At 29.4% G+C, this 15,377-nt stretch carries 12 protein-coding genes; 9 read left to right on the plus strand and 3 right to left on the minus strand.

The window, feature by feature from the left end; genetic code table 11:
- The first annotated feature begins 308 nt into the window (after positions 1 to 308).
- Both LPB03_RS04285 and LPB03_RS04290 read left to right on the plus strand, forming a co-directional pair.
- The gene (locus LPB03_RS04285) at positions 309 to 2,927 is read left to right on the plus strand and encodes a chondroitinase-B domain-containing protein (RefSeq protein WP_065319111.1); all 2,619 of its coding nucleotides are present in this window, start codon (positions 309 to 311) and stop codon (positions 2,925 to 2,927) included.
- Between the two features lie 226 nt (positions 2,928 to 3,153).
- A complete protein-coding gene (locus LPB03_RS04290; protein ID WP_065319110.1) occupies positions 3,154 to 3,684 on the plus strand; it encodes an RNA polymerase sigma factor in 531 nt (176 codons plus the stop codon).
- A 124-nt stretch (positions 3,685 to 3,808) separates the two neighbouring features.
- Here the strand turns inward: LPB03_RS04290 and LPB03_RS04295 are convergent, their stop codons facing one another.
- Entirely contained in the window at positions 3,809 to 4,237 is a 429-nt protein-coding gene (locus LPB03_RS04295; RefSeq protein WP_065319109.1) for an FKBP-type peptidyl-prolyl cis-trans isomerase, read from the minus strand.
- A 381-nt stretch (positions 4,238 to 4,618) separates the two neighbouring features.
- Between LPB03_RS04295 and LPB03_RS04300 the strand changes: the two genes are divergently transcribed.
- The 6 genes from LPB03_RS04300 (at position 4,619) to LPB03_RS04325 (ending at position 10,946) form a co-directional block, all read left to right on the plus strand.
- Positions 4,619 to 7,516, plus strand: a complete 2,898-nt coding sequence (locus LPB03_RS04300) for an FAD-binding and (Fe-S)-binding domain-containing protein (protein ID WP_065319108.1) — start codon at positions 4,619 to 4,621, stop codon at positions 7,514 to 7,516.
- A gap of 37 nt (positions 7,517 to 7,553) precedes the next feature.
- Positions 7,554 to 7,793 (plus strand): hypothetical protein, encoded by a 240-nt coding sequence (locus LPB03_RS04305; RefSeq protein ID WP_065319107.1) that lies wholly within the window; start codon positions 7,554 to 7,556, stop codon positions 7,791 to 7,793.
- 4 nt (positions 7,794 to 7,797) lie between these two features.
- Entirely contained in the window at positions 7,798 to 8,118 is a 321-nt protein-coding gene (locus LPB03_RS04310) for a hypothetical protein (RefSeq protein WP_231953135.1), read from the plus strand.
- A gap of 21 nt (positions 8,119 to 8,139) precedes the next feature.
- Complete coding sequence (locus LPB03_RS04315) at positions 8,140 to 9,405, plus strand: MFS transporter (protein WP_065319106.1); 1,266 nt, start codon at positions 8,140 to 8,142, stop codon at positions 9,403 to 9,405.
- The gene (locus tag LPB03_RS04320) at positions 9,402 to 10,403 is read left to right on the plus strand and encodes an aldo/keto reductase (protein WP_065319105.1); all 1,002 of its coding nucleotides are present in this window, start codon (positions 9,402 to 9,404) and stop codon (positions 10,401 to 10,403) included. Before LPB03_RS04315 ends, LPB03_RS04320 begins: the two co-directional genes overlap by 4 nt.
- 93 nt (positions 10,404 to 10,496) lie before the next feature.
- Complete coding sequence (locus LPB03_RS04325) at positions 10,497 to 10,946, plus strand: hypothetical protein (RefSeq protein ID WP_065319104.1); 450 nt, start codon at positions 10,497 to 10,499, stop codon at positions 10,944 to 10,946.
- 72 nt (positions 10,947 to 11,018) lie between these two features.
- Here the strand turns inward: LPB03_RS04325 and LPB03_RS04330 are convergent, their stop codons facing one another.
- Together LPB03_RS04330 and LPB03_RS04335 are read right to left on the minus strand one after the other, a co-directional pair.
- Positions 11,019 to 11,891, minus strand: coding sequence for an OmpA/MotB family protein (locus LPB03_RS04330; protein WP_065319103.1), 873 nt, complete (start codon positions 11,889 to 11,891; stop codon positions 11,019 to 11,021).
- Between the two features lie 163 nt (positions 11,892 to 12,054).
- Positions 12,055 to 14,694, minus strand: a complete 2,640-nt coding sequence (locus tag LPB03_RS04335) for a valine--tRNA ligase (RefSeq protein WP_065319102.1) — start codon at positions 14,692 to 14,694, stop codon at positions 12,055 to 12,057.
- A 320-nt stretch (positions 14,695 to 15,014) separates the two neighbouring features.
- Between LPB03_RS04335 and LPB03_RS04340 the strand changes: the two genes are divergently transcribed.
- Positions 15,015 to 15,377 carry a DUF1573 domain-containing protein gene (locus LPB03_RS04340; protein WP_065319101.1) on the plus strand — a complete coding sequence of 121 codons (363 nt, stop codon included), beginning with the start codon at positions 15,015 to 15,017 and terminating at the stop codon, positions 15,375 to 15,377.

Genomic DNA, 15,377 nt, shown 5'->3' on the forward strand with positions numbered 1-15,377 from the left:
ATCTATCTAAAAATTAGAAAATGCATTTCTAAGGAATAATTATTGACAGTTGTAATTTTAGTTTTTTTTTAATTTTAGCTAGTTCTTCAAATAAAAATATATTTAAAAATACTCACCAATAAAAAATTATTAATGCATCAAATTCTGAAGTTTTATTTTCAGCGCAAAAATCAATTTTAGAAATAACAAAAATTTTTATTTTTTTTTAAAATCATATTAAAATTTATAGTGCATTTATAAAAATAAATTGGTTAACCAATCTGGGTAACCAAAATAAATATCATGTTTAATTATAAAAAATCAATTTTATGGAAACAACAATTACTTCTCTTACACCTTATTATAAAAATCACAAAATAATAGAATCCTATTTAATCTTAGTTTTTTTGTTTGTTTTTCAATGTATAATTGCTCAAGAAACATACAATATTACAGATCCTGAATCACTTTCTGATTTAACGTTAAACCCTGGAGATGTTGTTATTCTGCAAGATGGTGTTTATGATTCTGATGCAAGAATAAAATTTAAAGCTGGTACTTCTGGCACAGCTGCTTTACCAATTACTTTTAGACCACAAACTCCTGGAGGTGTAAAATTTACAGGTGGTTTAAAAATGAGTATTGGTGGAGATTATCTTATTATTGATGGTTTTCATTGGAAAGGTGGTTTTGGCGCAAGCAATTTTATTGAGTTTAGAGATGGTTATACCTACTCAAATTATAGTAAAATTAAAAATTGTGCAATTGATGGTTTACAAGTTGATCCAGATGATTTAGAAACTGGCACTAGTGTAAAACATAGATGGATTGTTTTATATGGAACAAATAATACAGTAATTAATTGTAGTTTTATGAACAAACCAAGTGCTGGAGCTTTGGTTTTAGTAGAGTTAGAATACAATGCAACTCCAGATGATGGTGCTACAAATACACGTTGTGCAACAGTTAGTCATACCATTAGTAATAATTATTTTTATAAATATGCTAAAATAGATGAAACACTTACCAATGCAGGAGATAGTGAAACAATTCGTGTAGGAACAAGTGAGTTTCAAAATGTAAATAGCAATACAACTATTAGCAATAATTATTTTGTGGAAGCAGATGGAGAGAATGAAATTATTACCAATAAAAGTAAAAATAACAAGTATATAAACAACACATTTAGAAGGTCTAGAGGTTCTTTGGTTTTACGTCATGGATCGAATGCAACTGTTGAAGGCAATTATTTTTTAGGCGAAAATGTAGATGGAACTGGAGGAATTAGAATTACAGATAGCAATCACACCATTACCAATAATTATATTCAAGATTGTATTACTGTTTTAGACCAAGCTAAATGGAATAATGGAATTACTTTTATAGGTGGTGGAGATAATGCTGATGTAAATTGTAACTCTACAAGTGTTTCAAATGGTTATCAAAAAGCTTTAAATATTACACTTTCTAACAATACAATCATCAACACAAATGCTCCTTTATTTTATAATACAGATAAAGGTTCGAATAATGTAACTGGTACAGTTTCAAATAATTTAATTTATTTTGATGCTGGCAATGCCAATAGTACAGACGTTATTTCTGGTGATACTCCCAATTCTTACACCAATTTAGGAACTTCTTTAATCTATACTGGTAATGTTTTTAAAGGGGCTAGTTTAGGGGTTACAAACGCAGGTTTCTCTGAAAATAATGGAATTACACTTACTCCAGATGATGAAATATTTACAATCACTGGAGCTGCAGGAAAAGGCGCAGATTTAGGTACTTACAAGCCAATAACAGATGCTATGGTTGGTAGTGGAATTGGTGCTTGTTTTTTAAATAGTTTAGGAGCAAATATTACAGCTACTAATTGCTCTATTCAAGTTGGCGAAACTTTAAATGTAAGCAGTTTACCAACACTTTCTTCGGATGCAGATAGTTATGATATTACTGTAGCTGCAAACGTAAGTTGGATTGCTGTTTCTAATGATACTTGGATTTCTATCAATACAGCTTCTGGAACTAATGATGCAACTGTTACTATTTCTGTAACTAAAAATGAAACCACAAACCCAAGAACTGGTTCTGTAACTTTTTCTCAAATTGCTGGTGGAGATGATATTGTTAAAACACTTACTATAACACAAGAAGGTTTAGACATTACAGATTTATATAAACTTATAAATACAGGTGATGCTGGAGATCCAGTTTCAGTCGATTCTTATTCAAAGCAAGAAGACACTAATGGAAAAACCAATTTTGCAACAAATACTTTAGATAAAGACATCAATACTCAATGGACAGCTGATGATGGAGCTATTTTAAGTGGAGATTTTAAAGGTGATGGAGAATTTGTTATTTTCGATTTAAGCAAAGAATACCAATTAGATTTAATTCAAATTGCTACTGATGATAAATCTGATCCTTATGGAATTCAATTTTGGGTTTCTACAACAGGAACTGATGCAGCAGATTTTACTAAGATTATACCAACTTCTGGAGATTTAGCCATTACAACATCTACAGGAACTCGTGAAACTTATGATCAATATCAAATATCAGCAAATGCACGTTTCGTAAAATTAATTTCTTTTGGACGTTTTAATGCTGATGGAAATTCTAGAAAAAGTCAATGGACGAATATTACAGAAGTAGAGTTTTTTGGAGAAGCAGTAGCATTATCAACCACAAAATTTGATGTTCAAAATATTGAAATGTATCCTGTTCCCACTAAAGATTTCTTGATCATTAAAAGCAAAGTAAATATCAATAGTTTACGTGTGTATAGTTTAGAGGGCAGATTAATCATCAATCAAGAATTAAAAAATAATACAAATGAATTTAAACTAAATATAGCGCAACTTTCAAACGGAACTTATTTTATAAAATTTAAAAATGATGCTGGTTTAAATGAATCAAAAAGGATTGTAATTGCTCATTAATAAATTATTAATATCTATTAAATAATTATAAAAGCTAGTAATCAAATGATTACTAGCTTTTATAATTTTAACTCAATACAGAACCTTAAATGTCAATTAGAATCTTTTAATAGAATTGCTTTTTTTTGATACAGAAAATTTTTATTAAAGTTAAAGTCTAAGTCAATTGAGTTCATTTTTGAGTTCAACCATAAATTATATTTGTTGAACAAAATAAAATGATTTTATGACAAACTTAGAGACACTTATAGAGAAGTTTCAAAATAAAGAAGAAAAGGCTTTCGAAGAATTACACAACATGTATTCTGATAGTGTGTATGGTATTATTTTAAAAATTGTTAAAAATAAAGATGTTGCAAGCGAATTAACACAAGATGTTTTCTTAAAAGTTTGGAACAATGCTACTAATTATTCTTCTAAAAAAGGGCGCTTTTTTACTTGGGTTTTAAATATTGCAAGAAATTCTGCTATTGATTATACAAGATCTAAATTTTCAAAAAAATCTTTAAAAAACATAAGTGCAGACAAATTTGCCAATAAGTTCATTTCTTATTCAGATTCAGAAGCTACAACCAATACAATTGGTTTAGATAAAATTGTAGATAACTTAGAACCTAAAGTTAGAAATATTTTAAACTTATTATATTTTGAAGGTTTTACTCAAAAAGAAATTTCAGAAGAATATAACATTCCTTTAGGAACTATAAAATCTAGAAAAAGAAATGGTTTATCTCAATTAAAAGCAATATTCATTTAAAATATAGGAATTTAAGAGTTTTAAATATCTACTGTTGATATTGCTTTAAATAAATTCACTTAAAACAAAATAGCCTGACAATTTTTAAAAAACTGTCAGGCTAATTATAAAAAAATTAAAAGTATTATTTAATTTCTAAAACTTCTAAATCAAAAACAAGGTCTTTACCTGCTAATGGATGATTCCCATCAACCACAATCGTTTTATCTTTTACCTCCACAACCAATAAATTAATTTCTTGTCCATCTGGAGATTTAGATACTAAACCCATTCCAACTTCTGGAGCCATATCTTGTGGTAATTGTTCTTTATCTACTTCCTGAATTAAGGTAGTATTTACATCTCCATAAGCCTCATCTTTAGCTATGGTAATCGTTTTTTTCTCATTTAATTTCATATCAATTAAACCCTTTTCAAAACCAGGGATTAACTGTCCTTGTCCTAAAGTAATTTCTAAAGGTTCTTTACCTTCAGAACTATCAAAAATTTGTCCATCAGCTAATTTTCCTGTGTAATTTACTTTTACTGTGTTGTTCTCTTTTACTTGAGTCATACTAATCTTACTGTTTTTAGAAATACTATTTGCATAATTTTTATACTATAGTTATTTCTGTTAAAAATTATACCTTATAAACCACTAAAACCAAGCCAAACATCAAAAAAGAATACTAAATTTCTGTTTTTTTAAAAATGACACATATAAAAATTGCTATAAAGCACTTCTAGTAGGAGTCTGATAGCTTTTTAAGCTTCTTCAAAATAATACATTAAAAACATAAGTCAGTAAAAATGTCAGGCTTTTAAAGTTGATATCCATATTTTTTTGAATTGTTTTTTAAAGAATCAATAAAAATAATCAAAGAAGTTTTTGAAGAGAAGTTTATTGATTTTTTTATTCAGATATTTGTAAATAAGATATTTTACACTTTTTTTGATGATAGCTATTTCAGTATTAGAAACTTTACACAATGCACTTTCTGGTGATGTTTTATTTGATAATTTACACAAAACTTTATATGCAACAGATGCATCAGTTTACAGAAAAATTCCTTTAGCAGTTGCGTTTCCAAAAGATGAAAACGATCTTAAAATCTTAATTGATTTTGCTACTAAAAATAACATCACTTTAATACCAAGAACTGCAGGAACATCGCTTGCTGGGCAATGTGTTGGAGATGGAATTGTAGTAGATGTTTCTACACATTTTACTAATATTATTTCTTTTGATGAACAAGCAAAAACCATCACTTTACAACCAGGAATTGTTAGAGATTCTTTAAACGTATTTCTAAAACCTTTTGGGTTATTTTTCGGACCAAACACATCAACCTCAAACAGATGTATGATTGGTGGAATGGTTGGTAATAATTCCTCTGGAAGTACTTCTATAAAATATGGAGTTACTCGTGATAAAGTGTTGCAAATTGATGCCATTTTAAGTGATGGAAGCACAGCAATTTTTAAAGAAATTTCTTCGGATGAATTTAAGGAGAAAACAAGATTAGATTCTTTAGAAGGTAAAATTTATAAAAGTATTTATACTGAATTATCATCAAAAGAAAATCAACAAGAAATAAAAAACGAATTCCCAAAACCAACAATTCATAGAAGAAATACAGGTTATGCAGTTGATGAATTTTTAACTTCAGATTTATTTGGAGGAACTGAACCAACCATAAACGTTGCTAAATTTTTATCTGGAAGTGAAGGAACTTTGGCTTTTTCAACAGCAATTACGTTGCAATTAGACAACTTACCTCCTACTGAAAGTATTATGGTTTGTACGCATTTTAAATCGATTAACGAAAGTTTAAAAGCCACTGTAATTGCCATGAATCACAATTTGTATAATTGTGAGTTGATGGACAAAACCATTTTAGATTGTACAAAAAACAACAGAGAATTAGCAAAAAGTAGGTTCTTTTTGCAAGGCGATCCTGAAGCTGTTTTAATGTTAGAAGTTTCTGCAAATACTTTGCCAGAAGCCGAGCTTTTAGCAGATAAATTAATTGCAGACTTAGAACAAAATAACTTTGGGTATCATCATCCAAAAGTTTACGGAGCAGATATTGCCAAAGTCCATTATTTAAGAAAAGCAGGTTTAGGTGCTTTAGGAAATATGGTTGGCGATATGAAAGCTGTTGCCTGTATAGAAGATACTGCTGTTGCTTTAGAAGATTTGCCAAATTATATTGAAGAGTTTACAGAAATCATGACAAAATATCAGCAAAATGCTGTGTATTATGCACATGCAGGAGCTGGAGAATTGCATTTACGTCCGATTTTGAATTTAAAAAAGAAAGAAGATGTTGTTTTATTTAGAAAGATAACCACAGAAACTGCTGAGTTAGTCAAAAAATATAAAGGTTCTTTTTCTGGTGAACATGGAGATGGAATTGTTCGTGCAGAATTTATTCCATTGATGATTGGCGAGCAAAATTATCAACTTTTAAGACGAATTAAAAAAGCATTTGACCCAAACAACGTTTTTAATCAGGGAAAAATTACAGATGCTTTTTCAATGGATAAAAACTTGCGTTATGAAGTGGGTAGAATTGAACCAGAAATTAAGACAATTCAAAATTTTTCTGACAGTGAAGGCATTTTAAAACTCGCAGAAAAATGTAATGGTTCTGGAGATTGTAGAAAACCTGTGGAAGCTGGAGGAACCATGTGCCCAAGTTATAGAGCTACAAAAAACGAGAAAGACACAACAAGAGCAAGAGCAAATACTTTACGTGAATTTTTAACGAATTCAGAGGAAGCTAACAAGTTTAATCACCAAGAATTAAAAGAGGTTTTTGATTTATGTTTAAGTTGCAAAGCTTGTGCTTCTGAATGCCCAAGTAATGTAGATATTGCTACTTTAAAAGCAGAATTTTTATATCAATATCAAGAAACAAATGGCTATTCTTTTAGAAATAAAATGTTTGCCAATAATGCCAAATACAATAAGTTAGGCAGCAAATTGCCAAGAATTACGAACTTTTTCACCAATTCAATTTTGGCAAAAAAGGTTTTAGGAGTTGCTGTAGAACGTTCAGTTCCTAAATTGGCAAACGAAACTTTAGAGAGTTGGTTACAAAAACATCAACCAAAATCCTCTACAAAAGTGGTGTATTTATTTAAAGATGAATTTACAAATTATTACGATTCAGAAATTGGAAAAGATGCTGTTTTGCTATTAGAAAAATTAGGATATGAAGTTAAAAATATTGCTCATGATGAAAGTGGAAGAAGCCATATTTCAAAAGGGTTTTTAAAAGAAGCAAAAGTAATTTGCAACAATAATGTTGCTATTTTTAAAGATATAATTACTGATGAAACTCCGCTAATTGGAGTTGAACCTTCAGCAATTTTAACCTTTAGAGATGAGTACATTCGTTTAGCTGATGATAAAACATCCGCAGAAAAAATCGCGAAAAATACTTTTACTTTTGAAGAGTTTTTAGCCAAAGAAATCGAAAAAGGAAATATTGATATTTCACTTTTTACATCAGCAAAAAAAGATATAAAAATTCACGGACATTGTCATCAAAAAGCATTGTCTGGAACACATTCTAGTTTTCAGGTTTTGAATATTCCTAAAAATTATTCTGTTACCATAATCAGTTCTGGTTGTTGTGGAATGGCTGGAAGTTTTGGGTACGAAAAGGAACATTATAAAGTTTCTATGCAAGTTGGTGAAGACACTTTATTTCCAAAAGTGAGAAATTATAGTGCAGAAACCGAAATTGCTGCTGCAGGAACAAGTTGTAGACATCAAATTTATGATGGTACAAAACGAATTGCAAAACATCCTATTACCATTTTAAAAGAAGCTTTGAAATAGTTTCTTATATTTGTATAAACAACTGTAGTTATATATTATGGGAACATTAGAATTGAGAAATAAATGGAAAGAAGCTATCATTAGTGTTGATGATCGCTTTTTAAGAATGATAGATGCATTACATGAAAGTTACAAAAAGGAAGATGATTTTTTTGATGAAATTCCACCTCAAATTCAAGAACTTTTAAAAGAAAGTAGAGAGGAGATAAAAAAAGGGGAATTTTCGACTCATGAAGAAGTAATGAATAGAGTGAAGGAAAAATATAATATCTCTTAGTTTTATGCCTATATTGGAAGTTGTTTGGGGTAAAAAAGCTGAAAATTCTTACTTTAAAGAACTGGAAAGAATAAATAATTATCATTCTCAAAAGGAAGTTGAAAATTTCAAAAAATTAGTTGACCAAATAATTTACAATTTAAAAACATCAGTTCTAGAGGGAAAAGTTTCTCAAAAAACTAAATTTAATTCCTTTGTTATATCTAAACAAACTACTTTATATTTTGATGTTAATAAAGAAAAATCAAGATTAGAATTACTTCTATTTTGGCAAAACAAAGAAGACCCAAGCAAATTAATTGAGTTTTTAAAAGAGTTTGAATAACTATACCATTAAATTAGGTACATGCAAAATAAAAGTAAAATAACAGCAATGTTTGCCTTAATTATTGCAGGCGAAGCTATCTTTTTATTGCCATTTATTTTGATGCGTGTTTTTAAAACTGTTATTAGAGAGGCCTTTTTAATTTCTGATGCTCAAATTGGTGAAGCCCAAGCTTTATATGGAATTACAGCAGTTGTCTCCTACTTTTTTGGTGGTTTTATTGCAGACAAATGGGAACCTCGAAAATTATTATCAATTTCATTATTATTAACAGCTTTTGGTGGCTTTTGGCTGACTACAATTCCATCGATATTTACCTTAAAAATGTTATATGCTTTTTGGGGAGTTTCTACAATTTTATTGTTTTGGGCTTCTTTGATCAAAGCAACCAGACAATGGGGAAATCAAAATAACCAAGGTTTATCTTTTGGTTTATTAGATGGTGGAAGAGGATTTTTTGCTGCAACAATAGCTTTATCAGGTGCTGGAATTTTAACCTTCTTTTTTCCACAAAAAGGAGAAGAAATCACTTTTGAAAACAAAGTAGAAACATTGCAATATATTATTGGTTCAATAACTTTAATTGTTTTTTTAATTGCGTTTTTAGTTTGGAAAGTAATTCCGAAAGAAAAAGCAGCTGCTCAAATTCAAAAACATAATAACAAAGAGTTTCAATTTAATTTTAAAGAAGCCTTTTTATTGATGAAACAACCAAAAGTAACCTTTCATTCATTAATTATTTTTTGTGCTTATTGTTCTTATAAACTCACTGGAGTTTATGGAACCTATGCCAAAGATGTCTGGAATTACAGCTTAGAAGAAGCTACTTATTTTGCTGTTTTTATTCAGTATTTAAGGCCTATTGCAGCAATTTCTATTGGTTATATTGCTGATAAATTTTTACCCTCAAAACTAATTGTGCCAAGTTTTTCGGTGCTAATTTTTGCATCCATATTATTAGGTTTTGGTTTTTTAAATCATCAACCTATATTTTTATCATTTACAGTATTTATCTTTATGGCTTTTGGTACGTATTCACTAAGAGGTTTGTATTTTGCCATTATCGAAGAAACAAAAACACCTTTACAACTTACAGGAACTTTAGTGGGTATTATTTCTGTGGTTGGTTTTACACCAGACATATTTATGTCGTTATTTAACGGATATATGTTAGGCGAAAATCCTACAATTTTGGAATATCAACATTTATTTACCACCTTTACAATTATACCTATTGTTGGTTTATTAGCAGCATTAGGTTTTCAAAAAAGTATATCAAAATTATGAGTAAAAAAGACAAGTATGTAGCAGATGAAAATCGCTATGAGAAAATGAACTACAGAAGAACAGGAAATAGTGGTTTATTATTACCTGAAATTTCTCTGGGTTTATGGCACAATTTCGGAGATGTAGACGATTTTGAAAATTCAAGAGACTTATTAAAATGTGCGTTCGATAATGGAATTACGCATTTTGATTTGGCAAACAATTATGGACCTCCTCCAGGATCTGCAGAAAAAAACTTTGGTAAAATCTTAAAAAAAGATTTTAAAAACTATAGAGATGAATTGATTATATCTTCGAAAGCAGGTTATGGTATGTGGGCTGGACCTTATGGAGATTTAGGTTCTAAAAAGTTTTTAGTTGCCAGTTTAGATCAAAGTTTAAAAAGAATGGGCTTGGATTATGTTGATATTTTTTATCATCATAGACCAGATTATGACACGCCTTTAGAAGAAACTATGGGCACATTAGATTTGATGGTAAGACAAGGAAAAGCATTGTATGTTGGTTTGTCTAATTATGAACCAGAAAGAGCTGAAAAAGCGTTTAAAATCTTGAAAGATTTAGGAACTCCGTGTTTAATTCATCAACCAAGATATAGTTTATTTGATAGATGGATTGAAGATGGTTTGTTAGATTTATTAGGAAAATCTAACATTGGTGCAATCTGTTTTTCGCCTTTAGCACAGGGAATGTTAACCAATAAATACATCAATGGCTTGCCAAAAGATTCTAGAGCTGTTAAAGATAGTCCATTTTTAAATACTGATAAGGTTCAGGAAATGCTCCCTAAAATTAAGGCTTTACATGAAATTGCAGCAAGCAGAAATCAGAATTTAGCACAAATGGCAATTTCTTGGATTTTAAAAGATGATAGAATTACATCTGTTTTAATTGGTGCAAGTAAAACAAGTCAGATTTTAGATAGTATAAAAGCAATTGAAAATACTGTTTTTTCTGATGAGGAATTGAAGCGTATTGAAAACGTGTTAAAAAGCTAAATCTATGAATTCTAGAAGTTTTAAATTTTCTTTAAGATTTTTTTAAGATGATTTTCTTAAATTTGTTTAATTATTAACCAAAAATCATAAACAATGTCTACAAACAAACTTATCATAAAACACGCCATTTTAATTTCATTAATGATTGGAGGTTTTTTCTTTCTATCTAAATTAGTGGGATTAGAAGAAAATCCATATTTAAGATTTGTAAACTTATTATTTGTAATTATTGGAATTAGGCAAGCAATTAAAGAAAATATTTATGTAAATAAAGAAACTAACCATGCAAAAAACTTTGCAACAGGATTTGCTTCAGCTGCACTAGCTGTGATACTTTCTACGATTGGTGTTGTTATTTACATCGAATTTATAAACCCTGAGTTTTTAGAAGTTATGAATCAATCTTTTTTAATTGGTGGTGATACTTCTTTATTTGAACTTGCTTTTACTTTGGTAATTGAAGGATTAGCTTCTTCTATTGTTAGTACTTTAATTGTAATGCAATTCTTTAAAAATCATAGTAAAGAAGATGTAAAATCGTAAAAATAATTTTTTAATATCATAAAAAAAAGCTCCTTAATTGGAGCTTTTTTTTATGGTTATTAGTTTTATAATTTAATCCTTTGCAATGACACCTTCATCCGTTAAAAGAGAGAAGAATTTATCTAGATTTGGTAGAATAACAATTCGAGTTCTTCTATTTTTTGCTCTATTTTTATTCGAACTATTTTCAACCAAAGGCATTGTAGAACCTCTACCTGCAGCAATTAATCTTTTGCCTTCTACTTGATACTTGTTCTCTAGAAGTCTAATAATTGAAGTGGCTCTTTTTACACTCAAATCCCAATTATCTTGCACAACTGCATTGTTTATAGTTCTAGAATCTGTGTGCCCTTCAATCATAACATCCATACTTGGTTCAGATTTTATCACTTTTGCTAATTTTTCTAATAAAGGATAAGCACTACTTTTTATGTTATAACTTGCAGTATTAAAAAGCAATTTATCAGAAACAGAAATCATTACCACAGTTTGATCAATGTTAATTTCAATATCATCAGAATTTTCTATATCTGAAGTGTCAATAGATTTTTTTAAATTGTAAGACACTGCAATATTTAATGAATCTTTTAACGTTTTAGCGTTTGCTAAAATAGCTGGATCTACTTTTGCCAATGTTTCCAGCATTTTTTCTTTTGTTCTTTTAGATATTACAGCTGCATTACCAACCATATCTAACTTTATTTCATTGTCTCTTTGTAAAGAAACATTATCACTTTTTAAAGAATTTATTTTATCATTATAAGAAACCACACGTTCCTCAATTTTTGCAAATTTAGCTTCTAAAGCTTCTTTCTCTAAAGTCGTTTTTTGAAGTGTTCCTATTGTATTTGTATGTCTTTCTTCTAATTCAACATATTTCTTTTTTGAAACACATGAAGTTGTAATCATTGCTAAAACAGCAACTGGTATCATAAGTCTTTTCATAATTAATGTTTTATAGTTACTTCTATAAACTAATAAAAAGGAGCTATATTCTTTAGAGTGCTTCGTTTTTTGATTTCTTTAACGTTATAAGTTAAAAAAACCATAAGATTGGATTCTTAAGGTTTTGTAAAATTTATACTTGAAAAAAAATGTTAGTTCAAAATTATTTGAGCGAATTTAAACTTCCAATAATTGTTTGAATTTTAGCCAAGGTATCAGATTCTTTTTTACGTTCTAATTCCAAGACTTTTTCTGGAGCATTTGCTACAAAACGTTCGTTAGATAATTTCTTTTGAATCCCTACTAAAAAGCCTTCTGCTCTTTTTAATTCTCCTGATAATTTTTCTATTTCTGCTTCAACATCGATATTTTCTATGGAGATTGGCACAAAATATTCATTCGATTTTACTCTAAAAGAAGCACCTTCTACTTTTTCTGTAACTGTTGTTATAGTTGCTGTATTTGTCAGTTTTTGAATAACAGCATCAAATTCTTTTGGATTTTGTTCTGCATCAATTATAAACAATTCAATAGCATCTTTAAACGCAATATTTTTATCTTTTCTAATCGTTCTAATTCCTGAAATTACATCCGAAGCAAAATCAAAATCTGCGATTATCTGTGCATCAAAATCTTTTATTACAGGATATTTAGCAATAATTAAAGCTTCTTCTGGAGTTCTATCAGCAATAAATTGCCAAATTTCTTCCGTTAAAAATGGCATAAAAGGATGCAACACTTTTAAATTATTTTCTAAAACTTCAATAATAGCATCAAACGTAGTTTTATCAATTGGCTGTAAATATGCAGGTTTTACTATCTCTAATAACCAAGAAGAAAAATCATCATTTATTAATTTATAAATTGCCATTAAAGCATCCGATAATCTGTATTTTGAAAAATGATCTTCTATTTCTGCTAATGCTTTTTGAAATTTTGCTTCATACCATTCTAAACCAATTTTTGCAGTTTCTGGTTGAGGCAAACTTGCATCAACTTCCCAACCTTTTATCAATCTAAAAGCGTTCCAAATTTTGTTTGCAAATCCTTTTCCTTGCTGACATAAATCTTCATCAAACAGAATATCGTTTCCTGCTGGAGCACTTAATAATAGTCCAACTCGAATACCATCTGCTCCATAATCGTCTATCAATTTTAAAGCATCAGGAGAATTCCCTAAAGATTTAGACATTTTTCGTCTCTGCTTATCTCTAACCAAACCAGTTAAATAAACATTTTCGAAAGGTTTTGCATCTTTATATTCATACCCAGCAACAATCATTCTTGCCACCCAGAAAAATAAAATATCTGGTCCTGTTACTAAATCGTTTGTTGGGTAATAGTATTTAATTTCTTCATTTTCTGGATTTCTAATTCCATCAAAAACCGACATTGGCCATAACCAAGAAGAAAACCAAGTGTCTAAAGCATCCTCATCTTGACGCAAATTTTTAGTTGTTAATTCATCGTTTTTAGTTCTCTCTTTTGCAAGAACTAATGCATCTTCGATGTTTTCTGCAACTACAAAATCTTCTTTTCCATCTCCATAGAAATATGCAGGAATTTGTTGTCCCCACCAAAGTTGACGAGAAATATTCCAATCACGCACATTTTCCATCCAATGTCTGTAGGTATTCTCGAACTTTTTTGGATATAAATTAACTTCAGCATTTTCTCCTAAAACAGCATCAATAGCAGGTTTTGCTAACTCTTCCATTTTTAAAAACCATTGATCAGATAATCTTGGTTCTATAACTGCTTTTGTTCTTTCTGATGTACCAACTTTATTGGTATGTACTTCAGTTTTTACTAAAATCCCTTTTTCTTCTAATTCTTTAGCGATTTCTTTTCTTACAACAAACCTATCTTTTCCTTGATAATGTAAACCGAAAGAGTTCAAAGTAGCATCATCATTAAAAATATCGATAACCTCTAAATTGTGTTTATCACCTAAATTTTTATCATTTTCATCATGAGCAGGTGTTACTTTTAAGCAACCAGTTCCAAACTCCAAATCCACATATTCATCTTCAATTATTGGAATAATTCTTCCAGATAAAGGCACAATTGCTCTCTTCCCTTTTAAATGTGTAAAACGTTCATCATTTGGGTTGATACAAATTGCAGTATCTCCAAAAATGGTTTCTGGACGTGTTGTAGCAATCGTTAAAGTATCTTCTGAATCTTCAATTTTATATTGTAAATAATACAAGTTTCCTTGTCTTTCTTCATGAATTACTTCTTCATCAGAAAGTGTGGTTTTAGCTTCAGGATCCCAATTTACCATTCTGTAACCTCTGTAAATTAAACCTTTGTTGTATAAATCAACAAAAACTTTAATTACAGATTCAGACATTTCTGCATCCATGGTAAATTTGGTTCTTTCCCAATCGCAAGAAGCACCTAACTTTTTTAATTGTTCAAGAATTTTTCCTCCATATTCATCTTTCCAATCAAAAGCGTGTTGTAAAAATTCTGCACGCGTTAAATCACTTTTAGAAATTCCTTGCTCTTTTAATTTTGCTACAACTTTTGCTTCTGTTGCAATAGATGCGTGATCTGTTCCTGGAACCCAACAAGCGTTTTTGCCCAATAATCTTGCTCTACGAATTAACACATCTTGAATTGTATTGTTCAACATGTGGCCCATGTGCAAAACACCTGTTACGTTTGGAGGTGGAATTACAATTGTATAAGATTCTTTGGTGTGATCTACTTCCGAATGAAAATAGTTATTTTTAAGCCAATAAGCATACCACTTATCTTCTACCTTACTTGCATCATATTTAGATGGAATTGCCATACTTTGGAATAATTTTTGAATATAGTTCGCAAAAATACAATTCTCTTTTTTGTAGAGGAAATGTGAGGTTGATTATTTTAGGGAAGAATTATACTTTAATTTTAAGCCACGAATTCACGAATAAAGAAGCTCAAAAAATAAAAGATTAATTTCACGAATAAAACCGAAAGTTTTATTAGAAAAAAAATGGTGAATTATTTAATAATTCTTGCACAAAAATCCGTGAATTTGTAGCAAATTTTAAAGTGATAAACACACAAAATAAAAGTATGATTTTGACCTGTTTATTATTTATCATTTTAAAATCGTAAATTTGTAGTATGAAAAAAGTATTTCTTTTTGTTTTAGCGTTGCTATTTTCAATGGCGATTTCTGCTCAGGAATTCAAGTTTGAAAAAGAAACCATTAATTACGGAAAAATCAAGAAAAATGCAGATGGCAAACGTATTTTTAAATTTACAAATATTGGAGATGCACCCATCATTATAAAAGAAATTAAAACTTCTTGCGATTGTACTGTACCAGAAAAACCGAAAAAACCAATTATGCCAGGAGAAGAAGCAACGATTACTGTTTCTTATGATACTGCAACTGTTGGTGGCTTTTCTAAAGAAATTATTATTTTTTCGAATGCAAAAACATCACCCAAAAAAATTAAAATTAAAGGTTTTATAATTGATTAA

The sequence above is a fragment of the Polaribacter vadi genome (genome assembly GCF_001761365.1).
In the GTDB taxonomy this organism is placed as follows: Bacteria; Bacteroidota; Bacteroidia; order Flavobacteriales; family Flavobacteriaceae; genus Polaribacter; species Polaribacter vadi.

Coding starts and splice junctions, on each gene's coding strand:
- LPB03_RS04285 (WP_065319111.1), top strand. CDS start 309: ATGGAAACAACAATTACTTCTCTTACACCTTATTATAAAAATCACAAA.
- LPB03_RS04290 (WP_065319110.1), top strand. CDS start 3,154: ATGACAAACTTAGAGACACTTATAGAGAAGTTTCAAAATAAAGAAGAA.
- LPB03_RS04295 (WP_065319109.1), bottom strand. CDS start 4,237: ATGACTCAAGTAAAAGAGAACAACACAGTAAAAGTAAATTACACAGGA.
- LPB03_RS04300 (WP_065319108.1), top strand. CDS start 4,619: ATGATAGCTATTTCAGTATTAGAAACTTTACACAATGCACTTTCTGGT.
- LPB03_RS04305 (WP_065319107.1), top strand. CDS start 7,554: ATGGGAACATTAGAATTGAGAAATAAATGGAAAGAAGCTATCATTAGT.
- LPB03_RS04310 (WP_231953135.1), top strand. CDS start 7,798: ATGCCTATATTGGAAGTTGTTTGGGGTAAAAAAGCTGAAAATTCTTAC.
- LPB03_RS04315 (WP_065319106.1), top strand. CDS start 8,140: ATGCAAAATAAAAGTAAAATAACAGCAATGTTTGCCTTAATTATTGCA.
- LPB03_RS04320 (WP_065319105.1), top strand. CDS start 9,402: ATGAGTAAAAAAGACAAGTATGTAGCAGATGAAAATCGCTATGAGAAA.
- LPB03_RS04325 (WP_065319104.1), top strand. CDS start 10,497: ATGTCTACAAACAAACTTATCATAAAACACGCCATTTTAATTTCATTA.
- LPB03_RS04330 (WP_065319103.1), bottom strand. CDS start 11,891: ATGAAAAGACTTATGATACCAGTTGCTGTTTTAGCAATGATTACAACT.
- LPB03_RS04335 (WP_065319102.1), bottom strand. CDS start 14,694: ATGGCAATTCCATCTAAATATGATGCAAGTAAGGTAGAAGATAAGTGG.
- LPB03_RS04340 (WP_065319101.1), top strand. CDS start 15,015: ATGAAAAAAGTATTTCTTTTTGTTTTAGCGTTGCTATTTTCAATGGCG.